The 24560-nt window shown below is 60.0% G+C and carries 20 protein-coding genes and 1 pseudogene; 6 read left to right on the forward strand and 15 right to left on the reverse strand.

Annotated features, from left to right (window positions below; genetic code table 11):
- Positions 1-55 precede the first annotated feature (55 nt).
- A complete protein-coding gene (locus FHL07_RS21055) occupies positions 56-1261 on the reverse strand; it encodes an MFS transporter (RefSeq protein ID WP_138738884.1) in 1206 nt (401 codons plus the stop codon).
- A 117-nt stretch (positions 1262-1378) separates the two neighbouring features.
- On the opposite strand from FHL07_RS21055, the gene FHL07_RS21060 reads away from it, so the two are divergent.
- The gene (locus FHL07_RS21060; RefSeq protein WP_095018821.1) at positions 1379-1990 is read left to right on the forward strand and encodes a TetR/AcrR family transcriptional regulator; all 612 of its coding nucleotides are present in this window, start codon (positions 1379-1381) and stop codon (positions 1988-1990) included.
- Between the two features lie 330 nt (positions 1991-2320).
- A complete protein-coding gene (locus FHL07_RS21065) occupies positions 2321-3907 on the forward strand; it encodes an aldehyde dehydrogenase (NADP(+)) (RefSeq protein ID WP_095024263.1) in 1587 nt (528 codons plus the stop codon).
- Here FHL07_RS21065 and FHL07_RS21070 read toward each other — a convergent pair.
- The 3 genes from FHL07_RS21070 to FHL07_RS21080 all read right to left on the reverse strand — a co-directional run bounded on the left by FHL07_RS21070 (position 3901) and on the right by FHL07_RS21080 (position 6493).
- On the reverse strand, positions 3901-4350 hold the full coding sequence (locus tag FHL07_RS21070; RefSeq protein ID WP_095002338.1) for a hypothetical protein: 450 nt from the start codon (positions 4348-4350) through the stop codon (positions 3901-3903). The genes FHL07_RS21065 and FHL07_RS21070 overlap by 7 nt on opposite strands.
- 203 nt (positions 4351-4553) lie before the next feature.
- Complete coding sequence (locus FHL07_RS21075; protein WP_138738885.1) at positions 4554-5813, reverse strand: ATP-binding protein; 1260 nt, start codon at positions 5811-5813, stop codon at positions 4554-4556.
- Entirely contained in the window at positions 5810-6493 is a 684-nt protein-coding gene (locus FHL07_RS21080) for a response regulator transcription factor (protein WP_133144673.1), read from the reverse strand. The genes FHL07_RS21075 and FHL07_RS21080 overlap by 4 nt, the downstream gene beginning before the upstream one ends.
- A gap of 183 nt (positions 6494-6676) precedes the next feature.
- On the opposite strand from FHL07_RS21080, the gene bamA reads away from it, so the two are divergent.
- The 3 genes and pseudogenes from bamA to FHL07_RS21095 all read left to right on the forward strand — a co-directional run bounded on the left by bamA (position 6677) and on the right by FHL07_RS21095 (position 9791).
- Positions 6677-9043, forward strand: coding sequence for an outer membrane protein assembly factor BamA (gene bamA, locus FHL07_RS21085; protein WP_138738886.1), 2367 nt, complete (start codon positions 6677-6679; stop codon positions 9041-9043).
- A 93-nt stretch (positions 9044-9136) separates the two neighbouring features.
- Positions 9137-9496 (forward strand): annotated as a pseudogene (locus FHL07_RS21090) (type II toxin-antitoxin system RelE/ParE family toxin).
- The gene (locus FHL07_RS21095; RefSeq protein WP_178084402.1) at positions 9489-9791 is read left to right on the forward strand and encodes an XRE family transcriptional regulator; all 303 of its coding nucleotides are present in this window, start codon (positions 9489-9491) and stop codon (positions 9789-9791) included. The pseudogene FHL07_RS21090 and the gene FHL07_RS21095 overlap by 8 nt, the downstream one beginning before the upstream one ends.
- A gap of 4 nt (positions 9792-9795) precedes the next feature.
- Here FHL07_RS21095 and FHL07_RS21100 read toward each other — a convergent pair whose 3' ends face one another.
- The 4 genes from FHL07_RS21100 to FHL07_RS21115 all read right to left on the reverse strand — a co-directional run bounded on the left by FHL07_RS21100 (position 9796) and on the right by FHL07_RS21115 (position 13710).
- Entirely contained in the window at positions 9796-10854 is a 1059-nt protein-coding gene (locus FHL07_RS21100; protein WP_095031856.1) for a linear amide C-N hydrolase, read from the reverse strand.
- Between the two features lie 22 nt (positions 10855-10876).
- Entirely contained in the window at positions 10877-11638 is a 762-nt protein-coding gene (locus FHL07_RS21105; protein ID WP_095002331.1) for a hypothetical protein, read from the reverse strand.
- A gap of 145 nt (positions 11639-11783) precedes the next feature.
- Positions 11784-13130 carry a glutamine synthetase family protein gene (locus FHL07_RS21110; RefSeq protein WP_138738888.1) on the reverse strand — a complete coding sequence of 449 codons (1347 nt, stop codon included), beginning with the start codon at positions 13128-13130 and terminating at the stop codon, positions 11784-11786.
- 22 nt (positions 13131-13152) lie between these two features.
- Positions 13153-13710: a helix-turn-helix domain-containing protein gene (locus tag FHL07_RS21115; RefSeq protein ID WP_095002329.1), complete on the reverse strand. Its 558-nt coding sequence runs from the start codon at positions 13708-13710 to the stop codon at positions 13153-13155.
- Positions 13711-13869: 159 nt separating this feature from the next.
- On the opposite strand from FHL07_RS21115, the gene FHL07_RS21120 reads away from it, so the two are divergent.
- Complete coding sequence (locus FHL07_RS21120) at positions 13870-14457, forward strand: LysE family translocator (RefSeq protein WP_095026980.1); 588 nt, start codon at positions 13870-13872, stop codon at positions 14455-14457.
- Here FHL07_RS21120 and FHL07_RS21125 read toward each other — a convergent pair.
- The 7 genes from FHL07_RS21125 to bcsZ form a co-directional block, all read right to left on the reverse strand.
- Positions 14454-15284, reverse strand: coding sequence for an AraC family transcriptional regulator (locus FHL07_RS21125; RefSeq protein WP_095026981.1), 831 nt, complete (start codon positions 15282-15284; stop codon positions 14454-14456). The genes FHL07_RS21120 and FHL07_RS21125 overlap by 4 nt on opposite strands.
- Before the next feature lie 209 nt (positions 15285-15493).
- The gene (locus tag FHL07_RS21130; RefSeq protein ID WP_138738889.1) at positions 15494-16630 is read right to left on the reverse strand and encodes an alginate O-acetyltransferase AlgX-related protein; all 1137 of its coding nucleotides are present in this window, start codon (positions 16628-16630) and stop codon (positions 15494-15496) included.
- 11 nt (positions 16631-16641) lie between these two features.
- Positions 16642-18057 (reverse strand): MBOAT family O-acyltransferase, encoded by a 1416-nt coding sequence (locus tag FHL07_RS21135; protein WP_095021179.1) that lies wholly within the window; start codon positions 18055-18057, stop codon positions 16642-16644.
- Positions 18058-18075: 18 nt separating this feature from the next.
- On the reverse strand, positions 18076-18738 hold the full coding sequence (locus tag FHL07_RS21140; protein WP_138738890.1) for an alginate O-acetyltransferase AlgF: 663 nt from the start codon (positions 18736-18738) through the stop codon (positions 18076-18078).
- Entirely contained in the window at positions 18735-19403 is a 669-nt protein-coding gene (locus FHL07_RS21145) for an SGNH/GDSL hydrolase family protein (RefSeq protein WP_095018812.1), read from the reverse strand. The genes FHL07_RS21140 and FHL07_RS21145 overlap by 4 nt, the downstream gene beginning before the upstream one ends.
- Positions 19404-19420: 17 nt before the next feature.
- On the reverse strand, positions 19421-23341 hold the full coding sequence (locus FHL07_RS21150; protein ID WP_138738891.1) for a cellulose biosynthesis protein BcsC: 3921 nt from the start codon (positions 23339-23341) through the stop codon (positions 19421-19423).
- Positions 23317-24555: a cellulose synthase complex periplasmic endoglucanase BcsZ gene (gene bcsZ / locus FHL07_RS21155; protein WP_095018810.1), complete on the reverse strand. Its 1239-nt coding sequence runs from the start codon at positions 24553-24555 to the stop codon at positions 23317-23319. The genes FHL07_RS21150 and bcsZ overlap by 25 nt, the downstream gene beginning before the upstream one ends.
- Positions 24556-24560 lie beyond the last annotated feature (5 nt).

Raw genomic sequence — 24560 nt, forward strand, 5'->3', positions numbered from 1 at the left:
GCGTTGGAAACCGGGCACGATTGGTAGTCGCTGCCTGACCAACACGGCTATCGGCCTAATGACCGACAACCGCCGCCCCCGCCTGCCGGTGCCCTTGCGGGAAACCATGGGCACGGGCACTGAACACGATCCCCAGCCCGACCAGCAACAACACCAGCAACACCCAGGGGAAGACGTTCACCCCGAATTGATCGAGCAATATGCCACCGGTCAATGCCCCCGCGGCAATGGCGCTGTTCCACACCACCACGTTCATCGACAACGCAACATCGGCGCCCTCGCCTGCCGCATCGGCCAGAGCGGTTTGCAGCAGGGTGGCGGCACCGCCGAAGGACAACCCCCAAACAAAAATCCCTGCATATACGACAGCCACCGACTGCGAGAAGAAACCGAACAGCAGCGAAATCGCAGCAAATGTCGCCAGGCAAGCCATGACTGCCTTGCGCAGATGCCGGTCTACCAGTCGCCCGGTCAGCCAGATTCCCAGCAGCGCCGCCAATCCGAAGACCAGCAACACACTATCGACCTTATCGGCAAGGCCCGCCGATGCCACGAAAGGCGCGATATAGGTGTAGAGCATGTTGTGCGCCAGCATCCAGGTCAGTACCACGGCAAGCACGGAGCGCACTCCCGGTGTCAGCAGCACCTGTCGCAAGCCGATACGTTGCGAAGCAGACTGCCCTGGGTAATCAGGCACCTTGAGCACTACCCAGGCCATCAGCACCAGGGTCAAGGCCGACATCAGGCCAAATGCCGTACGCCACCCTACCAGCGCACCCAGCCAGGTGCCCAATGGCACACCCAGTGACAGGGCAATCGGCGTGCCCACCATCGCCACCGCCATGGCCCGGCCCTGCAACTGCGGGGCAACCATGCGCCGCGCATAACCTGCCAGCAGGCTCCAGGCCAACCCGGCTGATGCGCCGGCAAAAAAACGTGCAATCAGGGTCACGCCGTACTGAGACGACCACGCGGTAATCGAATTGAACAGCAGAAACCCGACAATCGTCAGCAGCAGTACGTTGCGACGCCGCCAGCCCTGGGTCGCGATGGTCAACGGGATCGCCGCCAGCAGGGAGCCCAGCGCGTAGACCGTAACCATCTGCCCCGCCAGCGCCGATGACACTTGCAGGCCGCTGCTGATTTGCGGCAACAGGCCTGCGGGTAAGGTCTCGGTAACAATGCAAATAAAACCGGTCATGGCCAGCGCCAGCAGCGCGCCCATGGGTAATCGCTCAGTGGTGTTTTGCTCTTTGCCCATGGATGCCCTGCTCCTGCTAGTTATGTATCGATAGGTACAAATGTAGGGCGACGGGAAATATTGGTCAATGACTTTTGTATCGACTAGTATTTATATCTCGCTACGAAGGAGACTCAAATGGCACAGATGGGACGCCCGCGCACATTTGATCGGGACGCGGCAATCACCCAGGCCATGCACCTGTTCTGGGAGCACGGTTATGACTCGACATCGCTGAGCCAGCTCAAGGCCAATATGGGCTCAGGCATTTCCGCGCCCAGCTTTTACGCAGCTTTCGGCTCCAAGGAGGCGCTGTTCAAAGAGGTCATGACGCGCTACCTGAACAGCCATGGCAGGGTCACCGAAAGCCTGTTCGACACTCACCTGCCCCCACGCGAAGCGATCGAGCGAACGTTGCGCAGCTCCGCCAAAATGCAATGTGAGCCGGGTCACCCACGGGGTTGTCTGGTCGCTCTGGGGCTGATGAGTGCCAGTTCAGCTCAAGCGGTGGCGATAAGCGCCCCTCTGGCCGAAGCGAGGGCGCGTAACCGGGCCGGGTTTATGGCTTGTGTCGAGCGCGCCATCCGCGAGGGTGAGCTTGCCGCCCAGACTGATCCGCGAGCGCTGGCCACGGTGTTCGAGAGTTTTCTGCTGGGCCTGACCACCCTGGCCCGGGATGGTGTAGCCCATGCCGTACTGGACGCTGCGATCACCCAGGTGATGAGCACTTGGGATGCCGCGCGCGCCTGAGGGATGAGCGCTGGTTATCGGCCAATCAATATTCGTCATTGGGCAGTGCCCCCGACAAAACCTACAGTGGTCGCCTGAAAGAGCCCTTATGGCTCGCTATCGGGATAACTGCGGTGCAACTTATAACGACAATAGGCGGCGAAAACGCTGCCACTGCCTGTACTTGGGTGGCAATCCCCTGTAGCCGCTGACGAGCGCAGCGAGGCTGCTAGCGGCCCCTGCCTGTTCAAGGCCCTTCGGGCCTTGCCGCAGCCTCGCTGCGCTCGTCAGCGGCGACATGATTCGTCTCGCAACAGCGCGTCTCTGCCTTCCCACCTAAAGGAAATCCCTATGTTCCCCATCACCGGCCAGAACTTTATTGGCGGTCAGCGCAGCGGCGCCGGCACCGTTCACCTGTACAGCGTGGATGCCAGTACTGGCGAGGCATTGCCATACGCGTTTGTGCAGGCCACCGAAACCGAAGTGGATGCCGCTGTCAGCGCGGCCAATACCGCCTTCCCGGCCTTTCGCAGTTTGCCGGCCACACGCCGGGCCGAGTTTCTGGAAGCTATCGCCGAAGAAATAGACGCGCTGGGTGACGACTTTGTTGCCATCGTCTGTCGCGAAACCGCCCTGCCTGCCGCCCGGATCCAGGGCGAGCGGGGACGCACCAGCGGGCAGATGCGTCTGTTCGCCAACGTACTGCGGCGCGGCGATTTTTATGGCGCACGCATCGATCAGGCGCTACCGGACCGTCAGCCCCTGCCGCGCGCAGATCTGCGTCAATGCCGCATCGGCGTGGGCCCGGTGGCCGTGTTTGGCGCCAGCAACTTCCCGCTGGCGTTCTCCACCGCTGGCGGTGATACCGCTTCGGCACTGGCCGCAGGTTGCCCGGTGGTGTTCAAGGCACACAGCGGGCATATGGCAACTGCTGAACAAGTTGCCCTGGCCATAGTTCGCGCTGCCGAGCGCACCGACATGCCCGCCGGTGTATTCAATATGATCTTCGGCGCGGGTGTGGGCGCAGCGCTGGTCAAGCACCCGGCGATTCAGGCCGTCGGCTTTACCGGTTCGTTGTCCGGTGGTCGCGCCCTGTGCGATATGGCCGCCGCCAGACCCCAGCCAATCCCGGTGTTTGCCGAGATGTCGAGCATCAACCCGGTGCTGGTATTACCCCAGGCACTGCTCAAGCGTGGCGAGCAGATCGCACAGGAGCTGGGCAGTTCGGTGATGCTTGGCGCCGGGCAGTTCTGTACCAGTCCCGGTCTGGTACTGGGTATCCGCTCCCCCGAATTCAGCGCCTTTGTCGCCGCGCTTGGCCAGTTCTTCAGTGCTCAACCGGCGCAAACACTGCTCAACGCCGGGGGCCTGGCCAGTTACAGCAAAGGCATCCAGCGTCTGGCCCAGGTCGATGGCATCCGCCACCTTGCCGGTGCGCCGCAACAGGGCAACCAGGCCAGCCCGCAGTTGTTCCAGGCCAGTGCCAGCCTGTTGATCGGTGGTGCCGAGGTGTTGCAGGAGGAAGTCTTCGGGCCAACCACCCTGGTGGTCGAGGTCGCGGACAAGGCGCAGTTGCTGCAAGCGCTGCACAGCCTGCATGGGCAGCTGACAGCTACGCTGATTGCTGAACCTGGCGACCTTGAAGCCTTCGCCGAGGTGGTGCCCGTGCTGGAGCACAAGGCCGGGCGCCTGCTGCTCAATGGCTACCCTACCGGTGTCGAGGTGTGTGACGCGATGGTGCATGGCGGGCCTTACCCGGCGACGTCAGATGCCCGTGGCACCTCGGTCGGCACCCTGGCCATCGACCGTTTCCTGCGCCCGGTGTGCTACCAGAACTACCCTGACAGCCTGCTGCCGGATGCGCTGAAAAACGCCAACCCGCTGGGTATCGAGCGTCTGGTCAACGGCAGCCACAGCCGCAATCCGCTGGGTCACTGATCGGCGGCGTAAATCACGGTCTGGGCGCTATGCCCCGCTGCATGCCTGAGGGTGAAGTAGGTGTCGCCCTCTTCGGTCAGGATCTCGTAGCCCGCCTTGCTGGCTACGCGATTGTTGACGCTGACATGCTTGATGATCTTCAGCACCCGCTGGAACTTCACTGTCTGGGTGCCGTTCTGTGCGGGCCCGGTGAGCACATTGACGCTTTGAAACCAGCCCTGGTTCTTTTTGTTGGCGACCAGGGTACTGCTCAGCGCTTCAAAGCGTTCAAGGCGGGTAAAGCCCCATAGCGTCTGCTCTTCTACCGGTTTGCCCAACGCGCCGGCACCGGTAAACACAAACAGATTGATGGCCGGATTGTCCTCGCAAAAAAAGTCATAAGGCACCAGGCCATCGACCATTTTCTTGCCAGCAACGAACCCTTTTTTATGCACCAGAAACATGCCCAACTCCGCTCGATATTGAGCGGTAAAGTCTACGGGGGCATGGCGTACAGGGCCGTCAAGGCAATGTAATTTCGTGTAAAGATCCCCGGCGATCCCGTAGTATCTACAGGAACACTGCAACTGTGGGAGCGAGCCTGCTCGCGAAGGTCGTTCGCGAGCAGGCTCGCTCCCACAATAGGGCTTGACCTGCAACAGAGTATCTACAGCGGCAAGGTGATTGCCACGCTCAAGCCGCCTCCCGGCAGGTTGCTCGCCTTGATGCTGCCGCCGTGCATTTCCACCGCCCTTGAAGCAATCGCCAGACCCAGGCCAAAACCGCTACCCGTCTCACTGACACCCCGCTCAAACGGGTCGAAAATCCGCTGCAACCGCGATTCTTCAACACCCGGACCCTGATCGCTGATCCGTACTGTCAGGCAGTGGCCCGCCGGGCTGGCTTCAGCCATTACCAGCACCGTGCTGTCGGCACGGGTATGGCGCACTGCATTGCGGATCACGTTCTCAAAGCAGCGATACAACAACTCGCCACTGACCCGGCTGACAAAGGACGGGCACCCTTCCAGGATCACCCGACAACCCTTGATGCCCGCTTCGAACTGCGCGTCTTCGACTATCAAGTGCAACAACTCGATGATGTCCACCGGCTCGCGTGCGATGCTCTCGGGCCGCCCCTGCACCCGGGCCAGGGTCAGCAGGGCTTCGATCAGGGTGTCCATGCGCTGCGATTCGCGCTCGATGCGTTCGACCATATCGGCGCGGGACGGGTTTTGATGCAACAACCCGATGGCGGCCTGCATGCGTGTCAGGGGCGAACGCAATTCATGGGAGATGTCATGCAACAAGTGTTGCTGGGCATCAACCAGCAGCTTGAGTTGGTTGGCCATACGGTCGCAGTCTTCGGCCAGGTCGACAATTTCATCACGTCGCGCGCCCATAAACGGCTTTACCCGGGTTTCGAATCGCCCTTGGGCCACATCGCTCATCGCCCGGCGCAAATAAGCCAGCGGCCAGGCCAGATAAAAAGCCATAAAGCTGCTGAACAGCGCGCTCATCACGGTGCCGATAAGCAATGGCATCAGCCCCGGCCCTCCTTCCCCGCCACCACCATTACCCGGTACTCGCGTCGACCTGAGAGACAGGCTGAGGCCTTCCTTGCTGATCACCGTGCGCTCAAACGCCGGATTCACGATCGGCAGCCCGGCCAGCAGTCGGCCGCCACTGTCATACACTGCAATGGCCTCGTCATCGGGGTGGTGCCATACCTGCAGCAACTGCTTGCCGGCCTCGACACCAAATTGGCGCAGCAACTGTTCCTCGCTTTCAAGAATGGTATCCAGATGCGGATTGCCAGGGCCCTGGCGACTCAAGGTAATAATGCCGATACCGACAAAAAACGTCAGGCTGGTAGCCAGCCAGAAGGCCAGGAACAGTTTCCAGAACAGCCGGCTGGGTTTCATCATTCCGCGATCAACAGATAGCCGAGCCCACGCACGCTCTGAATCCACGCCTTGGCGTCAGGCCGCGGGCCGAGCTTCTGGCGGATGCTGCTGATATGGACGTCGATACGCCGGTCATAGCGGGTCAACGGGCAGCCCAGGGCATTGAGCGACAAGTCCTGCTTGCTCACCACTTGCCCGGCACTGCGGGCCAGCTCTTCGAGCAGGCTGAACTCGGTGCTGGTTACCCCCAGCTCCCGCCCCTGCCACAGCGCCTGGCGCTTGCCGGGCCACAATACCAGCGGGCCGGTCTTGATCACCTCGGTGGTGGCCTGCTCCGCCGGCTGCACCCGGCGCATGATGGCGCGCAAACGCGCCACCAGCTCCCCCGGCGAGCTGGGTTTGGGCACATAGTCATCGGCACCCAGCTCCAGGCCGGTGATGCGGTCGATGTTGTCGCCACGGGCAGTGAGCAACACCACCGGCACCTGACTGCGCGCGCGAATGCGCCGCAGCACTTCGATCCCCGACAGTCGCGGCAGCATCACATCCAGCACCACAATGCTGTATTGCCCGGACAGCGCCTGCACCTCGCCCTCCTCGCCGGTATGCACCGCAGTCGCTTCAAAGCCTTCGCGCTCCAGATACTCACTGAGCAAACCGGTCAGTTCCTGGTCATCGTCGACGAGCAATACACGGATCATGGCGAACTCTTGAAGGGGGGATCTGCCCATTATCGTCCTTGCGGCCCGCAGCGTCATTGCCTGCAGCCAACCTTTACCTAACTTGACACTCGGTTAACCGCACCATACGCCCCGAGCTTTTATGCTGGACCTCCACCAGCCTGCTTGTGCTGTTTGTCGATGTGTCCTGGATAAATGATCTACATGAATTTTGCGCGCCTGCTCTGCTCGGTTGCACTGCTGCTCAATGCCTCACTGGCCCACGCCCAGGGCTTCAAGATTGCCGATATCCGCATCAACGGCCTGCAGCGGGTGTCCGCCGGCAGCGTGTTCGGTGCCCTGCCCTTGAACGTTGGCGAACAGGTCGATGACCAGCAACTGGTGGAATCCACACGCGCACTGTTCAAGACCGGATTCTTTCAAGATATTCAGCTGGGCCGCGACGGCGACGTCCTGGTGATCACCGTAGTTGAGCGGCCGTCCATTGCCAGTATCGACATCGAGGGCAACAAGGCGATCTCCACCGATGACCTGATGAAAGGCCTCAAGCAATCGGGGCTGGCCGAAGGCGAAGTGTTCCAGCGCGCCACACTCGAAGGTGTACGCAATGAGCTGCTGCGTCAGTACGTAGCCCAGGGGCGTTACTCGGCCGCGGTGGACGCCGAGGTGGTGGCCCAGCCGCGCAACCGCGTCGGCCTCAAGATCAGGATCGACGAAGGCGAAGTGGCCGCGATCAAGCACATCAATGTGGTGGGCAATACCGTCTTCGACCAGACCGAGCTGGACGATCAGTTCACCCTCAAGACCAGCAACTGGCTGTCGTTCTTCAAGAACGATGACAAGTATGCCCGGGAAAAACTGTCCGGCGATCTGGAGCGTTTGCGCTCGTACTACATGGACCGCGGCTATATCAATATGGAAATCCTGTCGACCCAGGTGTCGATCAGCCCGGACAAAAAGCAGGTCTTCATCACCGTCAATATCAGCGAAGGCGCCAAATACACCGTGCGCGACATTACGCTGCGCGGTGACCTTAAAGTACCCGAAGATCAGATCCACGCCTTGCTGCTGGTACAAAAGGGCCAGGTATTTTCGCGCAAGCTGATGACCTCCACCTCGGACCTGATCACCCGCCGCCTGGGCAACGAAGGCTATACCTTTGCCAACGTCAACGCGGTGCCGGTCCCAAGCAAGGACGGCAACACGGTAGATATCGAATTCGTGGTCGACCCGGGCAAGCGCGCGTATGCCAACCGCATCAACTTTCGCGGCAATACCAAGACCGAAGACCAGGTCTTGCGCCGAGAGATGCGCCAGATGGAAGGCGGCTGGGCTTCGACCTACCTGATCGACCAGTCCAAAACGCGGCTTGAGCGCCTGGGTTACTTCAAGGAAGTCAACGTCGAGACCCCGGCGGTGGCGGGAGTCGACGATCAGGTTGACGTCAATTACAGCGTTGAAGAGCAGTCTTCCGGCTCGATCACTGCCAGCGTCGGCTTTGCCCAGAGTGCCGGCCTGATTCTTGGTGGTTCTATCACCCAGAACAACTTTCTGGGCACGGGCAACTCCGCCAGCCTGGGCCTGACCCGCTCCGAGTACCAGAGCAAGTACAACATCGGTTTTACCGATCCGTACTTCACCAAGGATGGCGTCAGCCTTGGCTACAACGCGTTCTACAACAAGACCGACTACAACGATTACTACGACGATGGCGTGTCGTACTACTCGATCAACAGTTATGGCGCCGGTGCCACCCTGGGCTACCCGATCAATGAAACCTCACGGATCAATTTCGGCCTCACCGCGCAGCACGACAGCATCGAGCCCGGCACCTACAGTGCCGACGAGATCTATGATTTTATCGACCGCGAAGGCAAGGAATTTACCAATTTCAAGGCCAACCTGGGCTGGTCGGAATCGACCCTGAACAAGGGCATCCTGGCTACCCGCGGCTATGCGCAAAACCTTAACCTGATGGTCACGGTGCCCGGCAGCGACCTGAGCTTCTACAAGATCGACTACACCGGCCAGACCTTCCTGCCCGTCAGTGCATCCACCTCACTGCGCTTTCACACCAAGCTGGGATACGGCAACGGCTATGGCTCCACCGATGGCCTGCCATTCTATGAAAACTACACTGCGGGCGGTGAAGGCACGGTGCGCGGTTTTGAAAGCGGCACCCTGGGCCCGCGCAACACCCCGGCCACCGGCACCTATAGCAGCGCCGGGCAGGCGTACTACTCCGACCGCGACACCGAGGCGCTAGGCGGCAATATCATGATCACCGGCGGGGTCGAGTACCTGTTCCCGATGCCCTTTATCAAGGACAACAAATCCCTGCGCACCTCGCTGTTCTGGGATGTGGGCAGCGTGTACTCGGACAAATGCTACCTGAGCACCACCACCGGCTGTGGCGGCGTGGACCTCAGCCAGATGGCCAGTTCCGTAGGGGTGGGCGTGACCTGGTACAGCCCGATGGGCCCGCTGAGCGTCAACCTCGCGCTGCCCATCCGCAAACCGGATGATGCAGAAACACAGGTGTTCCAGTTCTCCATGGGGCAGACGTTTTAAAAGCACGACAGGTGATCGCACGGGCTTGAGCCACTGGTCATCTGGCGATCAGGCGCGCTTGATAGATGTACCATTTTAGGTACACTCAAGTTCATGACTGGAATCCCTCCCATCCTGACGGTTGCATTTTTTCGCACCGAAGCCGGTAACGAACCCGTTCGCGAATGGTTAATCGGCCTTGGGCGCGAGCAAAGACGACTGATTGGCACCGATATTAAGACCGTGTAACTTGGCTGGCCGATTGGCATGCCGGTTGTTCGCAAACTGGAGCCAAAACTGTGGGAAGTTCGCTCTGATCTGGATGGCGTCATTGCCCGTATAATCTTTACGGTAATCGGCTCACAGATGATCCTGCTTCACGGATTTATCAAGAAAAGTCAGAAAGCCCCGGCGGTGGATCTGCAAACCGCCAGGCAGCGCCATGCAAAACTACGAGGTACAGCGCATGAATAACCATATCGGCTCCGACTTTGACGACTTTCTCTCGGAACAAGGCCTTGCAGAAGAGGTTTCGGCCGCCGCACTCAAACGCGTTATTGCCTGGCAGATAACCCAGGCCATGAAAGAGCAGCACGTCAGCAAAAAAAACCTGGCCGACCGCATGCATACCAGCCGCACGGCGGTGGATCGGGCGCTCGACCAGAATGACCCAGGCATGACCCTGGCCACCCTGGCCAGCGCCGCACGGGCATTAGGCCAACGCGTAGAAATTCGTCTGGTTCCGGTGCACACAGCCGAACAGGGTTAACCCCTTACGCCCCTTCAAACTTGAAGGCCGGAGTGGCCTTGAAGCGGCTTGAAACCTCCCCGGAGTAAATGGTGCTTTGGTCCGGGCCCAGATCCAGTTTTTTGACCGCGCCTGTAGCCCTGGTGAAATCGATCTTGTTCAAGTCCACCCAGAAGGTGTTTGGTGTAATGGCCGACTCGAAAAAGTACAGCCCCTGCTTGTGGTCGATTACCGAGCGCCAGCGCGTCGAGGAAATATTCGGCTCGCCGGGAGTGGTGATGCCATACGGCACTGAAACGTTGCGGATCACGCTGAATACACTGGCCAGCGACAAGCGCGAGTCCTGGTTTTTCGGCACCGCATTGACGTAAAACGAGGCCCGGGCAAAACGGTCCGCCGAGCGATTGGTACCCGGTAGCATTACCGTCCCGCCGATGGCTTGCCAGTAGGCGTTCATAGCCAGTTGGGCATCGAACGCCGGGGAGTTGGTCATGACCTGATAGCTGCGATCATGGTGGATCACCTGCTTGCCATCGATAAACTCAATGATGGCGCTGTCACCCGATGCATCGGACATTGAAAGATGCAAGGTCGCCAGGCGACTTTCACCCGGCACATTGGCGGTAACCACGGTAAAGGGTTCAGTCTTGAGCACCGCCACCGCTTCGGCAACGCTGCTGAAATTGTCCAGTACATACTGGGCCCAGGCGGCAATGCTCAGCCCCGGTTTACCCTGATTGACCGGCGGGTACTCGGACTCGACCAGCCACAGCAGGTTAGCCGACAGCCCCGCTTCGTTGACGCCGTCGGTGGTGGAAATGTCATAGCCGCTGGCAATCACGCTGCCGTACTTTGATGTCCACTTCAGCGACCCCGGCCCTACTTCACCTGTGCGCTGCATGCCCTGGGGGAAGATCCACAGGTTGGTGGCCACGTCGGTTTTCCAGTCCATCGAACGCGCCGTAATCACCCTGTCGTTGTCCCCCAGATACACCAGGCGGGTACAGGCAGTAGCCACCGGCAGCGCCAGCATAAAGCCCGCCAGGGCCAGCGTCAGGTTGCGGGTGTGTTTGAGCAGTTGCATTCCCTTGTCTCCTCGGTACTTGTCAGAAGCGCATGGACAGGCCCAGTACCGGGCCGCGCTGGGTCACGTCGTACTTGAACTTGTTGCCGGTAAAGTCGGTGGTGCGGTAATTTTGCGCCAGAACCCGATAGCCGACGCGGATGATCGTGGGGTGATCGGCCAGGTACATGCGATAACCCAGGTAGCCCTGGGCATTCCAGGTTTTCTTCGAGGAGGTATCCAGCCCGCCGGTGTCGGTTTCACCGGACAGGGTCCAGCGGTCGGTCAGGTCAGCCTGCATGCGCAGCCCCACGAACGGGTCGGTCCACTCGGTTTTTTTCTTGGTGCTGAACCCCAGCGAGTCTATGTCCAGCTTGGTTGACAGCTTGGTCCAGCGCACACCGATCGTAGGTTCGACACGCCAGGTGCGCGGCTCGCCAAAAATCGTTTGGCCACCCAACTCATACTCATAGGCCCGATAATAGGTGCCGACAGCCAGGGTGCTCTGGGTGATCGCCAGGCCCACCTTGCGCCCGTACACCCGTTCGGACTGATCGGTTTTAGCGTGGACGCCGTCGATATAAAAACCCAGTGTGCGATTGGTCAATTCCAGATTGCCCATAAATACCGTGCTCAGGTTTTCCCAGACATCCGCAAACGGAACATCAACCTTGGTATTGACCCCGCCAAGCGCCGCCTGCCCGCTCATGGAGGGCGCCCAGACAAAGGGGCTGGCCAGCAATAACCATTGTGAGTCCGCAGGCTGATCAGCATGTGCCACCTGCACGAACAGCAACAGCGGCAAAGCCGTTGCAGCTCTATTGAACCTTGTATTTTTCATCGCCCTGACTGACCAGCATCTGATTTGATCATTAGGTATAGCAGCTCTCACCTGAAAACCTGCTGTCAGGAGTAGGCATTGTTGCGATCAAAAACTCTTGTATGGGTTTTTACATAAACCAGCGATATTCCCGGGCACTGATTTCCTGCATAAAGGCCAGATGATCCTGGCGCTTGTTCTCGCAGTACACATCGACAAATTCGCCGCCCAGCCCTTCACGCAGCTGCGGCTGGTGCTGCATGGCGCGCACGGCCTCAAGCATGTCCAGCGGGAAGGCGATGCCGCTGCTGCGGTCTTCGTTCAGGGGCAGGATCGGCTCCTTGCCCGCTTCCAGCCCGTGTTCGAGCCCCACCAGAATCGCCGCCAATACCAGATACGGATTGGCATCAGCGCCCGCAAGGCGATACTCGACCCGCAGGTTTTTACTGTCCGATTCCGGGATACGCAAGCACGCATCGCGGTCCTCATACCCCCAACTGGCCTGGGTGGCGATATTGGTCGTACCGCCCAGGCGGCGAAAAGCATTGAGGTTAGGTGCAAATATCGGCATGCACGCCGGCAGTAATTCCAGGCAACCGCCGATAGCGTGGCGCAAGGGCTGCTGCTGGTTGGCCGCCAGCAAGTTGTTGCCGCCCGCGTCGTACAGACTGACATGCACATGCATGCCGCTGCCCGGGTGCTCCAGGTAGGGTTTGGCCATAAAGCTGGCGCGATAGCCATGCTTGAGCGCCACCCCGCGGGTACTGCGACAGAACAGCGCCGCCCAGTCCGCGGCACGCAAACCGTCATCGAGGTGAGCGAAATTGATTTCGAACTGCCCCGGGCCCAGCTCGGCCGTAATCACGGTGGCATCAATCCCTTGGGCCTGGGCCGCATCGACCATGTCATCCAGCACCGGGGCAAAGCGCGACAACCGCTCGATATGCATAGTGGGCTGATCGTCGGCATCATCGCTCAAGTGATCACGGGGGAACTGCGGCAAGCCATCGCGCAGCTTCTTGTCGAACAGGTAGAACTCCAGCTCGAACGCCACCACCGGGCGAATGCCTTTGCGCGCCAGCCGGGCCAGCACCCGGGCCAGGACTTCGCGGGGCTCAAAGACGATCGGCTGTTCAGTGCCGTCAGAAGTGATCAGCATCTGGCCCAGGGGCTTGTCTTCCCAGGTCACCGGCTTGAGCGTGCCCGGTACCAGACGCCGCACGGCATCCGGGTCGCCATCGTTGAAACAATAGTCGCCTATCTTGAACAATCCGCCCTGCACCCCTAGCAACACACAGTTCTGCGGCAGTTTCAGGACGCTGCCGGCTGCGACTTTTTCCAGCATGTCGATGGGGTAACGCTTGCCGTAGAAATGCCCGGGGATATCCAGGGAGATCAGGTCGACATAACGCACCTCGGGGTTGCGCTGACGAAACGCACGCACTTCGGCCAGCAGATCAGAGCAGGCAGCATCCATCTTCAAGGTTCCTTTGTTGTTATCAGGTGTAAACCCACAGCACGCGGGCAAGCTGCTGTGTCAGGTTGGCGTAGCGACAGCGCGTATGGCTGTCGAACTGGAAACTGTCACCGGCATTGAGGGTGGCAGGCTCAGCGTCGTCGCCCAGCCACAGGGTCAATTGCCCTTCAATGACATAGCCGCCCTGCTCCGAGCTGTCGGTCATAAGCCGTTCGCCGCTGCTGGCGCCGGCTTCCAGCAGGCTTTCGAGCATGGAGAACGACGCACGGATTTGTGGCGAGACCAGGATATCGGTGATGCCGTTGCCCAGGTACAGCGTGCGTCGCTCGTCCGGGCGGGTCACCCAGGGCAACTGCTTGGGCTTGGGCAAACTGTAGAAATAGGTGGTGGGCACACCCAGGGTTTCACTGATGGCCGTCAGGTCGGCCACCGTGGGCTGGGACAGGCCGCGCTCGACCTGGGACAAAAAACCCACGGAGCGGCCAATTTTATCGGCCAGTTCCTTGAGCGTGTACTTCTTGTGCTTGCGCAGGTCGTGGATAAGGATGGCCAGGGCGGCCATCTCTTCTTGCTTGTTCATCCCGGGCCGCCATGAAATTTAAATCATTTATTTTCATGAAAAAATACAGATTAAATTTCATAAACGCAAGGTGCCTCCGTACAGGGGAGTTTTGTTCAATACGCTTGGGTCCGCGCCCCATAACCTCAGGGCTCAACCTTGGAACGGAGAACAATAACGATGAGCGTGCTGATTTCAATGGCGGCGTTCGCCCTGGCAGCCTCCATCTCACCGGGGCCGGTGAATGTGGTGGCCCTGAGTTCGGGTATGCAGTTCGGCCTGGGGCCCAGTCTGCGCCATGTGCTGGGGGCCACCGTCGGTTTTGTGGTGTTGCTGCTGTTTACCGGTTTTGGCCTGCATGAAGTGCTCAAGCAGTGGCCGATCCTCACCGACCTGATCCGCTGGGCCGGCATGGCATTTTTGTTGTACCTGGCCTGGAAACTGGCGATGGATAACGGCCGCATCGAGTTTGGCGGGGACGCCCGGCAGCCATCGTTTTTTACCGGCGCCGCCATGCAATGGCTCAACCCCAAAGCCTGGCTGGCGGCGGTTGCAGGTATGGGCGCGTTTGTTTCGGGGGGCGAAGCCACGCTGATCTGGGCATTTGCACTGATCTACTTTGTAGTCTGCTACCTGTCAGTGGCTTGCTGGGCCTACACCGGCGCCTTTCTGAGCCGTTACCTGCACAGCACCCGGCGCATCCGCCTGTTCAATCGCGGCATGGCGGCCATGCTGGTGGGCTGCGCGGTGTCCTTGCTGTGGTTTTAGCCCTTGTACTGTCCGGGCGTGGCCGCGAGGTGTTTTTTGAACACCCGCTGGAAATGCGCCTGATCGGCAAAACCGGTTTGCTGGGCGATATCGGCGATCAACGCCCCTTCGCGCAGTTGCGCCTGGGCATGTTGAATGCGCCGATTGATCAGATAGGCGTGGGGCGTCATATGGTAACGCTGCTCGAAGGCACGGATCAGGTAAGCCTCCGACAGGCTGGCGGCGGCACAGATATCCTGCAGGCGAATGGTGTGCAGGAAATGCTCGTCGATAAATTTGGCGGCGCGCTCCACCCGTGCATTGGCGCTCTTGCGAAGCACCAGCGGGCCGCCCAGTTCCTGCTGCATCGCTGAAAAGAACTTGACCGCCGACTCGTGCTTGGCCAGCCCCTCGAGGTGCGGGTCGACCAGCTGCGCATACAGGGCGGTCAGGCCATTGAACAACCCCGGCGAGCGGGTGTGGGTGGCCGCCAGGGGCTGGAACACCCCGCTGGCCTGATCGTCAAACGCCTGTTGAATGCCTGCCAGCCACTGCGCATCGACATACAGCATCACATAGGACCATGGCTGGTCGTCCAGCGGATTACAGGCGTGGACATCTCCCGGGTTCATCAACACCACCGTGCCGGCGCTGATACCGTGACTGGTTTTCTCATGCAGGTAAGTGCAGCAGCCGGAGGTGATGGCGCCGATGGAGAAAATCTCGTGGGAGTGTCGGGCATAGCAGACCTTACGGCCATCGGCGATGGAGCGCGCTTCGATAAAGGGCAACTGCGCGTCCCGCCAGAACCGGGGTGTAGCGCAGTGTGTTGACGGGCTTGCGGGCATGGTAGCGTGACCGTGATGGGCAGGTGTCTGATCACCAGACTAGCACCTTGGCTGACCGTCCGTAGCAGCTGCCGCAGGAACGAGGCTGCGTTCGGTTGCGAAGCGACCGTAAACCCTGCGAGTCGGGTTTACCTGGCACACCGCAGTGCCTGATTTTGCGGCGACTGCGTCGCCGGACGCAGCCTCGTTCCTGCGGCAGCTGCTACGGGTTACAGTTTTATTGGCTCGCTGTAAGGCGTCTGCAAATCACGCTCGGGGATTTCCCAGATCACCAGTTTTGGCGGTGTCTGCACGAATGCAGGGTTGCTGAAGTAGCCATTGGCACCACCGGAGAACTCGCCACCGTCCTTGGAAAAGTCACCTATAGGCGCACCCAAGGCCTGCTGCAAAAAACCGGCAAAGTTGGAGTTACGCGAAAACGAAGTGCCAATCAAAGCAACGTTGGGCAGGTTGTCATCGCCAAACAGATCATCCAGGTTATCTGCATCGCTTTGGGATGAATCGATTTCCTCACTGAACCGGCTGGCCGCCACCGATTCCGCAGCGGGTTGCAACCCCACTGGCAACCATTCAAGACCGGCCAGTCGCACCAGATCTCCCGGGCGACGCGACAGGTCTTGCAGCACAGTTTCATAATCCTTGTGCGGCGTGGCGCTGATCCCCATTGCCTGTACCTGCACGGCAATGGCCATGGCTGCCGCCGAGGCCCCGGCTTCACTCCAGTGGGTATCAGTGCGCAGATAGGCATCGCTGCCCACAGACTGAAGAACTGGCGCGAGATCCACAGCGCTCACCCCTGCCTTGTTCAATCCCTCAACCCAGGCTTCGGCGCGATGTTGCAACTGCACCGGGCGGCGTAAATCACAGAGTTGCGCACTGGCAATCCGGCTCTTGTCCGGCACCACGGCCACCAGCAAGCGGATACCACGCCCGGCTAACTGCTGCTGGATTTGACGCACCGCTGCTGCCTTGGTTTGAGCATTAACCTGAGCATGACGATTGATGCGCATTTCATCGGTCAAGAACAGCCAGCCCGTACAGCCCGGACGCACCCGCGCGCCGGTGTCGTGGAACAGCAACCAGCTGGAGCCACGCTCCAGATCGGCCGCCCTTTGCGCAACGCCGGACTCGGACAACTGCTTGGCAATTCTGTGGGTCACCTCGCCATGCAGCACCGCATCACGGCTCAGGTCGGGGGCAAGCATCTGTATTTTGCCGCTGGCAAACAACCACAGGGACGAGGCAAAGCTCGCCGCCAGAAACAGCACAAACACTGCACCGCCAAATCTGCTCACACGGGCAGTGAATTCAGTGGCTACAGCCGGTTTGGGCGATGACGAGGACATGGGCGCGACCATCAGAACTGGAAGTACAGAAAGGGCACCGCTTCGCGGCTCGCTATCAAGGCGAACGACAGCAGAAAACCCGCGACTGGCCACAGCGCCGCCATCGGCGCAAACCAGAATTGCGCACCAAAACGCTCTTCATACCGGTGCTTGAACAGCGGCGCGATGATGCACGCCACCCCCAGCAATGCCGCCAGGCCGTGAGCCGAGCGCAGGGTCACGGACAGCGCGTCGCCCAGGGCAAACTCGTGCAAACCCAACTGACCGGCGTACATATTCAGGGCTGAAGCAAAATCCTGAGCGCGGAACAAGGTCCAGGCCATAAACACAAACAGCAGCGTCAATGTATGTGACAACCATGACGGAATGCGCGGCAGGCTGGAACGCGACCACAACCGGTCCACACACAGCGCAATACCGTGGGCCGCGCCCCATAGCAGGTAGTTCCAGCTGTCACCGCCATGCCACAGCCCCGCAATGGCCATGGTCAGGAACAGGTTGCGATAGGTTTTCCAGGCACCGTTGCGGTTGCCGCCCAGGGCGATATAAAGATAGTCCCGCAGCCAGCTGGATAACGACATGTGCCAGCGCCGCCAGAAGTCCTGAATGCTGCTGGCCAGATACGGCTGGTTGAAGTTTTCCGGGAAATGAAAACCCAGCATCAGGCCCAGGCCAATGGCCATGGCGCTATAGCCTGCAAAGTCGAAAAACAATTGCAGCGAGTAGGCCAGGCAGCCGATCCAGGCGTCGACAAAAGAGGGGTTGTCGAGGTGAAACGCAACATCCACCAGCGGCGACAGGGTGTCGGCAACCAGCACTTTCATGCACATGCCGATCATGAAACGGCGCGCACCCAGGGAGAAATTCTGCCAGTCGAAATAACGTTGGGTGAGTTCGCGACGCACCCAGTCATAACGAATGATCGGCCCCGCAATCGAGTGGCCGAACATCGAGATATAGGTGGCGTAATTGATAAAGCTGCGCTCCACCGGCACGGTGTGGCGATGTACATCCACCAGATAGGAAATCGCCTGCAGCACGATAAACGACAGCCCGGCGGGCAGCGCCACCCGCTGCCATTCCAGCGGCATCGCCCCCGGATACGTGATCCAGTCAATCCAGGTCGCGGCCAGGATATTGGCGTACTTGTACCAGCACAGCACCGCCGTGTTGAACACAATCAACGCAATCAACAGCCGCACCCTGCCCCGGGAGTCCTCACGACTGCGATCGATGAGCAACCCGCCAAGCCATGCCACGACCGTCAAAGCCACATGCAACGCGAGGAACATCGGGTTCAACCAGCCATAGAACAGCCAGCTGCCGATCAACAGAATCACGTTGCGCCACTGCGGCTTGCCCAGGGCGTAGACCAGCATAAAGGCCGGTAAAAACAGCGTCAGGAACTCGAGTGAGGCGAAGACCATGGTGGCAGCAGAATCCGATCAGTGGGACAGCGTGTCCGTGGTACTCAACAAACGCGGCCCGCTGGCAGATGGCAGCAGCAGCACGCTGTAGCGTTCGCCAGCCTTGAGTGCGCCCAGGTCCAGCGGCGCACCGGTGTTGGCGTTGGCACATACCAGTTGCACTGACAGGTTTACCGGGTTGATTGAACGTCGCTGCAGACTGGTGAACGGTACCGCCTTGAACAGATCGCCCGTGCGCCCGGCAGGACGCAGACTGGCATCGCTGCAGGACTTGTCGACATTGACAAACGCCAGCGAAGCCTTGAGGCCGTTGAAGTCATCCGGTGTTTCGCGCACCGCGACTTGTTCGATCCCGTCGCCTTGCGGCACCACCACAATGGTCGCGAACTCACCGGGCTCGACCTTGAGGTCCAGGGCCAACTGGTGCGCACCACTGGCCAGCGAGCCCTTGACGGCCTTGCCCGAATCCACCGGGAACAACAATGAAGCAGGCGCTGCCGTTTCAAGGCGCAACGGTGGTTGCCCGGGCTGGCCCATTACGTCCAGAGGGGCAGCGGTGGCGTTGACGAAGCGGATAAAGGCGGCGTCCTGATCGGGGCCAGTGGGGTACAGCGCAACGTCGGCAGCCAGCGCATGCGCGCTGCAAAACAACACTGCCGCGCTCAATACAGCTCGGATCACTTGTTTGCACCCTTGGCACTGACCGCTTCAGGGGGCAGCTTGCCCAATGCATCACCGATGGCGTTGGCCCAGGATTTGTAACCCGCCACAGTAAAATGCTGGCCATCAGTGGTCACCCACTGCCCCGGCTTGGAAAACTCCAGCGAATCGATGTAAGTACAAGGTGCAACATTGGTCGCCAGGAACGCAGATATCAGCTTGGTGCGGGCATCGTTCTTCTTGTACATGCCACCTTCCTTGCCCCACGCCGGGCCTACCCAGGCGCACTTGGCGCCATTGGCGGTAATTTCCTTGGCCAGGGCAGACACGTTTTGCCACGCCCACGCCTTGGGAAACACCGGCTTGTCGTAAGAGGCCATAGTGTCTGCAATCACCAGCACCACCAGATCCGGTTTATCCGCTGCAAGCAACTCCTTGATCGGCGTAGTGGTCGCGTCACGCCCCCTGATCACAATTTTACCGTTACCCTTTTCTTCGGCTCCACAATCGACTTTTTTGGTAATCAACCAATCGCCGGCACTGGCACCGCACGCGCCAATCGAGTGCACATTTGCGCCCTGCTGGGTCAGGTTGGCGTGCAGCGGCTCCATCAAACAGTTAGGCAGGCTCATGTGGCTTTCCCCTAGAACAAGAAGGGTCATACCGGCAAGAACGGAAGAAGGCATTTAAAGTCTCCAGGACATCAATTGGAATAAGGCGAACTGTATGGGCTGACCGGCAGCTCCATAGGGCCATTCATATTTTCAAACATATAGCGCAGGTACATCGCCCCGGTGATTTGCTGGTAGTCCTGAGCATTATCCAGACCCAAATTGGCCCCCAGGAAAACGCTCGACCCGAACTTGTACTCACCGGCCGCGGCCAGGCTGTAACCGACGCCAGTCTTGCTCTCGCCGGAGTAGCGCTGATCGTTGGCGGCCTGCATGTCCTTGTCACCGGGGAAGTAGTCGGCACCGGCCTGATGGGTGTACTGAACGCCCACCGAGCCCTTGACCTGGTAGCTGAAGCGATCGGTGCGCTGCGACCAGGCCACCGGCACGCCCAGGGCAAAGTAGCTTTGCGGGCTGAAGTAGCCGCCGTGGCCATAAGTAAAGAAGTTCTGGTTGTTCTCAAAACTCATGCCGGTAGCGCTCAGACCCAGGGTCAGCTTGCTGTCCTCGGTGTTTTGCAAATACCAATACACTCCACCGCCCAGTTCGGCACGGCTGTTGGATTCGACGTTATGACCCAGCAGCTTGTGCCAGGCGCCGTAGCCATAGGCGCCGACAGCCTGGTTGTCATAGCTCAGCTGACCACGGCCGCCGTTAGCCGTTACGCCACCCCACGTCTGCCCGGTGCGCTCATCAGTGGTACCGGCGAATGACGTTACGCTGTCGATCACCGGGCGGCGTGAAACATTGACGCCATAACGCACATTGGAATTGCTGGCGAGCGGGCGATCGACACTCACGCCACCGGCCACGGTGCTGTATTGAAAGCCGATCGGCGTGGTACCGAGGTCGGCCTTGATGCCTTCATCCGGGCGAGCGTAGCCAACGCTCACACCGACACCACTCTCACGCTGGGCGCCAATCCCCTCGGTTGACTCTTTGCCACTACCAAAGCGTTCGGCGGCATAAACACCCACCCTACCCGCATTCAGGGACACCGGTGTCACACGTACGGCGATACGGTTGTCACCCGCCGGAAAGTTAATTTCCAGCGGTGTTTCGATATCGGTCATTTTGCCAAGGCCAGGCTCACTGTCGTTGTTGCGAATAGTGACGCCCTGGGTCACGTAGGCACTGCGCTCCTGGAGGATACTGTCCAGCGCACGCTGGGCCGAACTGGCTTGGTCCACCGCCACATTGACCGTGCCTTGGGGTAAAAATGGATTAGCCCCGGCACCAGCATTACGTCCCACCGGCAAGGTGCCATTGCCTGTCCTGGAAGGCAGGGGTTGCCCCGGATAGACATCGCTGGCCAACAGCGCATTGTCGTCTGCCATATAAGCGCTCGAATCGAGCGTGGTTTGGGCGGGCGCGGGAATCGCATCGATGGCCCCACGCCCCATCTGATTGGCTGGGCCCGACAAGCCGGCGAACGGGTTCGGCGCAACGCCAGATACGCCGGCCTGAGCCGTAAGGTTGCGTTTTTTCTCGGTTTGCTCGATGTCCACGGCCTTGCGCAACAGGTGCGCAGCCTGAGCGCTCTTGCCCATGCTGCGGTAGATTCGTGCCGCTTCGGTCAAAGACTGCGGGTCGTAGTTTTGCAGTTTCACAAACTGCTCCAGCGCACGCTCGGCGTAGCCGTTATCTCGGGCCAGAACCGCAGCGTCCGCGGCATTGAGGAGGATTTGCGGATCGTTGGGCTGACGTTGCAGCAAAGGCTTGTACAGCTCAAACGCCTTGGCGTTATTGCCGCTGCTGACGTACATCCGCGCCAGCGCCGAAGTCGCACCGGCGTCCCCAGGCCGCGATGCCAGCGCCGGTGCCAGAGTGTCATAAGCGCCCGCCAGGTCACCGCCTTCACGCAGCAGATCGGCCTGACGAATGCGGTACTGATACAGCAGGTCGTCGAAACGTTTGCGTGTGGCAACGCTCATTCGCTGGTTTTGCAGGCCGCGCAGGATCGAGTTGACCTGGGCATCATTACCCGTCTTGAGCAGCAGATTGGCGTACTGCAACATCAAGTCGGCGGAAGGTGTCGGTGTCTGGTTGATCACATCGCGCATCATGGTCAACGCTCGCGTGGAATCTCCTGTGTCCACATAAGCCGAGGCCAGCGTTGCCATACGATCCGGACTGCGGCTCGCCATCGGTTGCAACCGGTCGAGCAGTGCCAGGGCTTCCTGACGCTGGCCACGCTTGGCCATGGTGGCAGCGAGCTTGACCTGCACCGTCAGCGTGATCTGATCCGCCAAATCGTTCATATCTGCGGTGCGACGACCCACTGGAATCCGGCTTATGGCAGCCTGGGCAGCGTCCCACTGCTCCATTTCCACTGAGAGCAGAGCACTGGTATAGAGGGCGTCAACATCTGTCGGATGGGCTTTGAGGTAGCTGTCGATCAGAACGCGGGCTTTTTGCGGCTCACCGGTTTTCAGGTAAAGGCGGGCGAGATCAAAACGGGTCCAGACGTTGTCCGGGTCATCTTTGACCGCTTGCACCAAAGCTTGTTGTGCGCCCCGGGTATCGCCACGCTGCTCGGCCAATGCCGCAGCCTGCGTGTAGCGCAGCGCACGCAGTCGACCGCCACCGCCCATTTCGGCCTGCTGGGCCGGGGTCAGGGTATCTAGCAGGCGCAAGGCCTCATCGGCCTGCCCCGCTTGCGACAGAACATTGACCAGCCCTTGTACGGCCTGAGCATTGTCCTTCTGCACACTCAGCACCTGACGGTAACTGGCTTGAGCCTCATCGAGCTGACCGTTCTGAGCCTGAATATCCGCGAGGGCCAAACGTGCCTCGATGCCCCTGGGGTTCACTCGCATTGCCTGGGCAATGCTTTCCCGGGCCTTGGCGGGCTGGCTCTTGGCCTGGTTGCGCGCCTGTTGCAGCAAAGCCCAGTAGCGCACGTTATCCAGCGCCGGCTTCCAGCGCGAGCCGCCGTTGCCGATAGCGCGGTTCAAAAGTTGCTCAGCTTCGCTCAGACGGTCCTGTTGCTGACGCACCACACCGAGCCCACCCAAAGCATCAGGATCATTCGCCTTGTTTTTCAAGCGTGCGGCAAAGGCTTGCTCGGCACCCGCCTGATCACCTTTATCCAACGCCTTGAGCCCACGCTCGACCAGCGGATCAGGTTGCCAGGCCGGTACACGGTCTGCAGTGCTGGCTTTCAATTTACCTTTGTTCAGCAGGTCACGAATTTCCTGATCATCTGGATGAGCCTTTAAAAAGGCTTCGAACAACGGCACCTGGGCAGCACTCGGCGGACCGGACCAGACCAGCGCCAGACGCCAGCTTTCATCAGCGTCACCGCCGATGTCGGGCCGGGTCGATAGCTTGGCCAGATTACGGATACCTTCAGGGCGACTGTCTTCGTAACGAATCAGTTGCTTGGCCAGAAACAGCGCCAGAGTCGAGTCGTTGGGCGTCTCGCGCAGCAAGCGCTCCATGCCTTTTCGCGCTTCTGGCCAACCTGCAGGATTGAACGCCAGGTTGTTGTAATACTCACGTCCCACCGTACCTGACGGTGTGCGACCGGCAAACAGTTTGGCAAACACCTGAGTCGCCTCATCTCGCTGATCGCTATCGACCAGACGTCGGGCCTCATCCAGCAGTGCTTTGTTCTGCGTCTCAGTCAGGGCAATATCCTGTTCCAGCTGCGCCGCCAGCCACGGTCGGGGCGACAGGGCCTGCAAACGCGCCAGGTATTGCCTGGCTTGCTCGGGCTTGTTCTGTTTGAGGCTGGCAAAGCCCATACCATAAAGGGCATCCACTTGATTGGGGTCCAGACGCAAGACTTTTTCCCAGGCCTCGGCCGCCCGTTGTGCATTGGCGCGGCCTTGCCAGTACTGACCCTGTTCGACCAGCCGCGCTTGCACGTCGCTGGTATCGGCGTGGACGGCTGTGCCGATGACTGCGGTTAGAATCCCGATAGCTAGTGCGTGGCGGTGCGGACGCATGACGTCTCCCAAGACAGTTTGAGTGTTCCGTCATCACGAAACTGAAAGCGGTTTTCTGCCCAGCCGAGTGCGAACAGGCTAAGCATGACGTTGTAATACAAAGGCTCGGTACGTTCGCCATCGGCCTGCCCCAGCGCCTTCGTGAGGGCTAGCTCGGTTCGACGCTGCTGAGCTTGGGCAAGCCAGGGCTGGCCTTTGGCCTGGAAGTAAGGAATCAGCGCGGCGGAGAAGCCGAACGGCCCCTGCCCCTCTAGCGTACCGCTCCTGACCTGGACCTTTTCCGGTGGAATGCCGGTGGAAGCCGTGCTGTTCGCCATACCCTCCAGTCGCGCCAGCAACGGTGCTGCCAACACATCGGATTTGGGCGTCATGCCTGCCCACAGGTAAACGCGAATCGCGTCGTAACTGCCCAGTTCGCCATTAACCGGATCGACCACGAACAGACCGCTGTTCGGCCCGGTGGCACGATAGCCGATCCAGTCGGCAACATAGCCCTTGGGGCTGGAAGCCTTGACCATTTTCACGGTGTTTTCGGCAATTTCTTTCCACGGCCCGGCCGGTGCCTGCATGGCCAGCCGCCGCAGCAACGGCAGCGGCAGATAGCTGGGATTCAAGCGCCACAGATGATCTGGCTGCACAAAGCCTTGAGGCCCGGGCAACACCATTTTGCCCAGACCGGGCAAGCTCACGACCAGTTGGCTCTGGATGTTTTCAAGCAGATGCAAGGCTGCCTCGCGGTAGTCCGGGCGCTGCCACAGACGTGCCGCTTCGAGCAACGAATAGGCAATCCACAAGTCCGAGTCGGACGCTGAATTGGCGTCCTGCAATTGCCACGTCCCGTCCTTGCCCTGCCCCCACAACCAGCCTGGCAAACGCGTGCTCACGTCGGCGCCAGCCATATTGGCCAGGGTCCATTGCCATAACCTGTCAAAGCGCGCCTGATCATTGCCGATCAATGCAAATAACATCCCGTAGGACTGACCTTCGGAAGAGCTTTGGTTGAGCTGTGGGCTGGACTCCAGCATACGGCCGTCAGCCTGTACAAAGCGCGAAGCGTAGGCTTGCCACAGCGGCCAGTCTGCTTTTTGGCACCTGGTGTCCTTGGCCATCGCGGGGGTCAGGGCGATACCTGCCAGAGCGCCTGCCAACCACAGCAGCGCACGATGCAGGCGCCGCGGTGAGGAATTAAAACGTTTGATCGCGAAGAACCCCATGAGCC

Origin of the sequence: Pseudomonas sp. FSL W7-0098, from assembly GCF_005930585.1 — a bacterium.
Taxonomy (GTDB): domain Bacteria; phylum Pseudomonadota; class Gammaproteobacteria; order Pseudomonadales; family Pseudomonadaceae; genus Aquipseudomonas; species Aquipseudomonas bubulae.

Coding starts and splice junctions, on each gene's coding strand:
- FHL07_RS21055 (WP_138738884.1), bottom strand. CDS start 1,261: ATGGGCAAAGAGCAAAACACCACTGAGCGATTACCCATGGGCGCGCTG.
- FHL07_RS21060 (WP_095018821.1), top strand. CDS start 1,379: ATGGCACAGATGGGACGCCCGCGCACATTTGATCGGGACGCGGCAATC.
- FHL07_RS21065 (WP_095024263.1), top strand. CDS start 2,321: ATGTTCCCCATCACCGGCCAGAACTTTATTGGCGGTCAGCGCAGCGGC.
- FHL07_RS21070 (WP_095002338.1), bottom strand. CDS start 4,350: ATGTTTCTGGTGCATAAAAAAGGGTTCGTTGCTGGCAAGAAAATGGTC.
- FHL07_RS21075 (WP_138738885.1), bottom strand. CDS start 5,813: ATGATGAAACCCAGCCGGCTGTTCTGGAAACTGTTCCTGGCCTTCTGG.
- FHL07_RS21080 (WP_133144673.1), bottom strand. CDS start 6,493: ATGATCCGTGTATTGCTCGTCGACGATGACCAGGAACTGACCGGTTTG.
- bamA (WP_138738886.1), top strand. CDS start 6,677: ATGAATTTTGCGCGCCTGCTCTGCTCGGTTGCACTGCTGCTCAATGCC.
- FHL07_RS21095 (WP_178084402.1), top strand. CDS start 9,489: ATGAATAACCATATCGGCTCCGACTTTGACGACTTTCTCTCGGAACAA.
- FHL07_RS21100 (WP_095031856.1), bottom strand. CDS start 10,854: ATGCAACTGCTCAAACACACCCGCAACCTGACGCTGGCCCTGGCGGGC.
- FHL07_RS21110 (WP_138738888.1), bottom strand. CDS start 13,130: ATGGATGCTGCCTGCTCTGATCTGCTGGCCGAAGTGCGTGCGTTTCGT.
- FHL07_RS21115 (WP_095002329.1), bottom strand. CDS start 13,710: ATGAACAAGCAAGAAGAGATGGCCGCCCTGGCCATCCTTATCCACGAC.
- FHL07_RS21120 (WP_095026980.1), top strand. CDS start 13,870: ATGAGCGTGCTGATTTCAATGGCGGCGTTCGCCCTGGCAGCCTCCATC.
- FHL07_RS21125 (WP_095026981.1), bottom strand. CDS start 15,284: ATGCCCGCAAGCCCGTCAACACACTGCGCTACACCCCGGTTCTGGCGG.
- FHL07_RS21130 (WP_138738889.1), bottom strand. CDS start 16,630: ATGTCCTCGTCATCGCCCAAACCGGCTGTAGCCACTGAATTCACTGCC.
- FHL07_RS21135 (WP_095021179.1), bottom strand. CDS start 18,057: ATGGTCTTCGCCTCACTCGAGTTCCTGACGCTGTTTTTACCGGCCTTT.
- FHL07_RS21145 (WP_095018812.1), bottom strand. CDS start 19,403: ATGCCTTCTTCCGTTCTTGCCGGTATGACCCTTCTTGTTCTAGGGGAA.
- FHL07_RS21150 (WP_138738891.1), bottom strand. CDS start 23,341: ATGCGTCCGCACCGCCACGCACTAGCTATCGGGATTCTAACCGCAGTC.
- bcsZ (WP_095018810.1), bottom strand. CDS start 24,555: ATGGGGTTCTTCGCGATCAAACGTTTTAATTCCTCACCGCGGCGCCTG.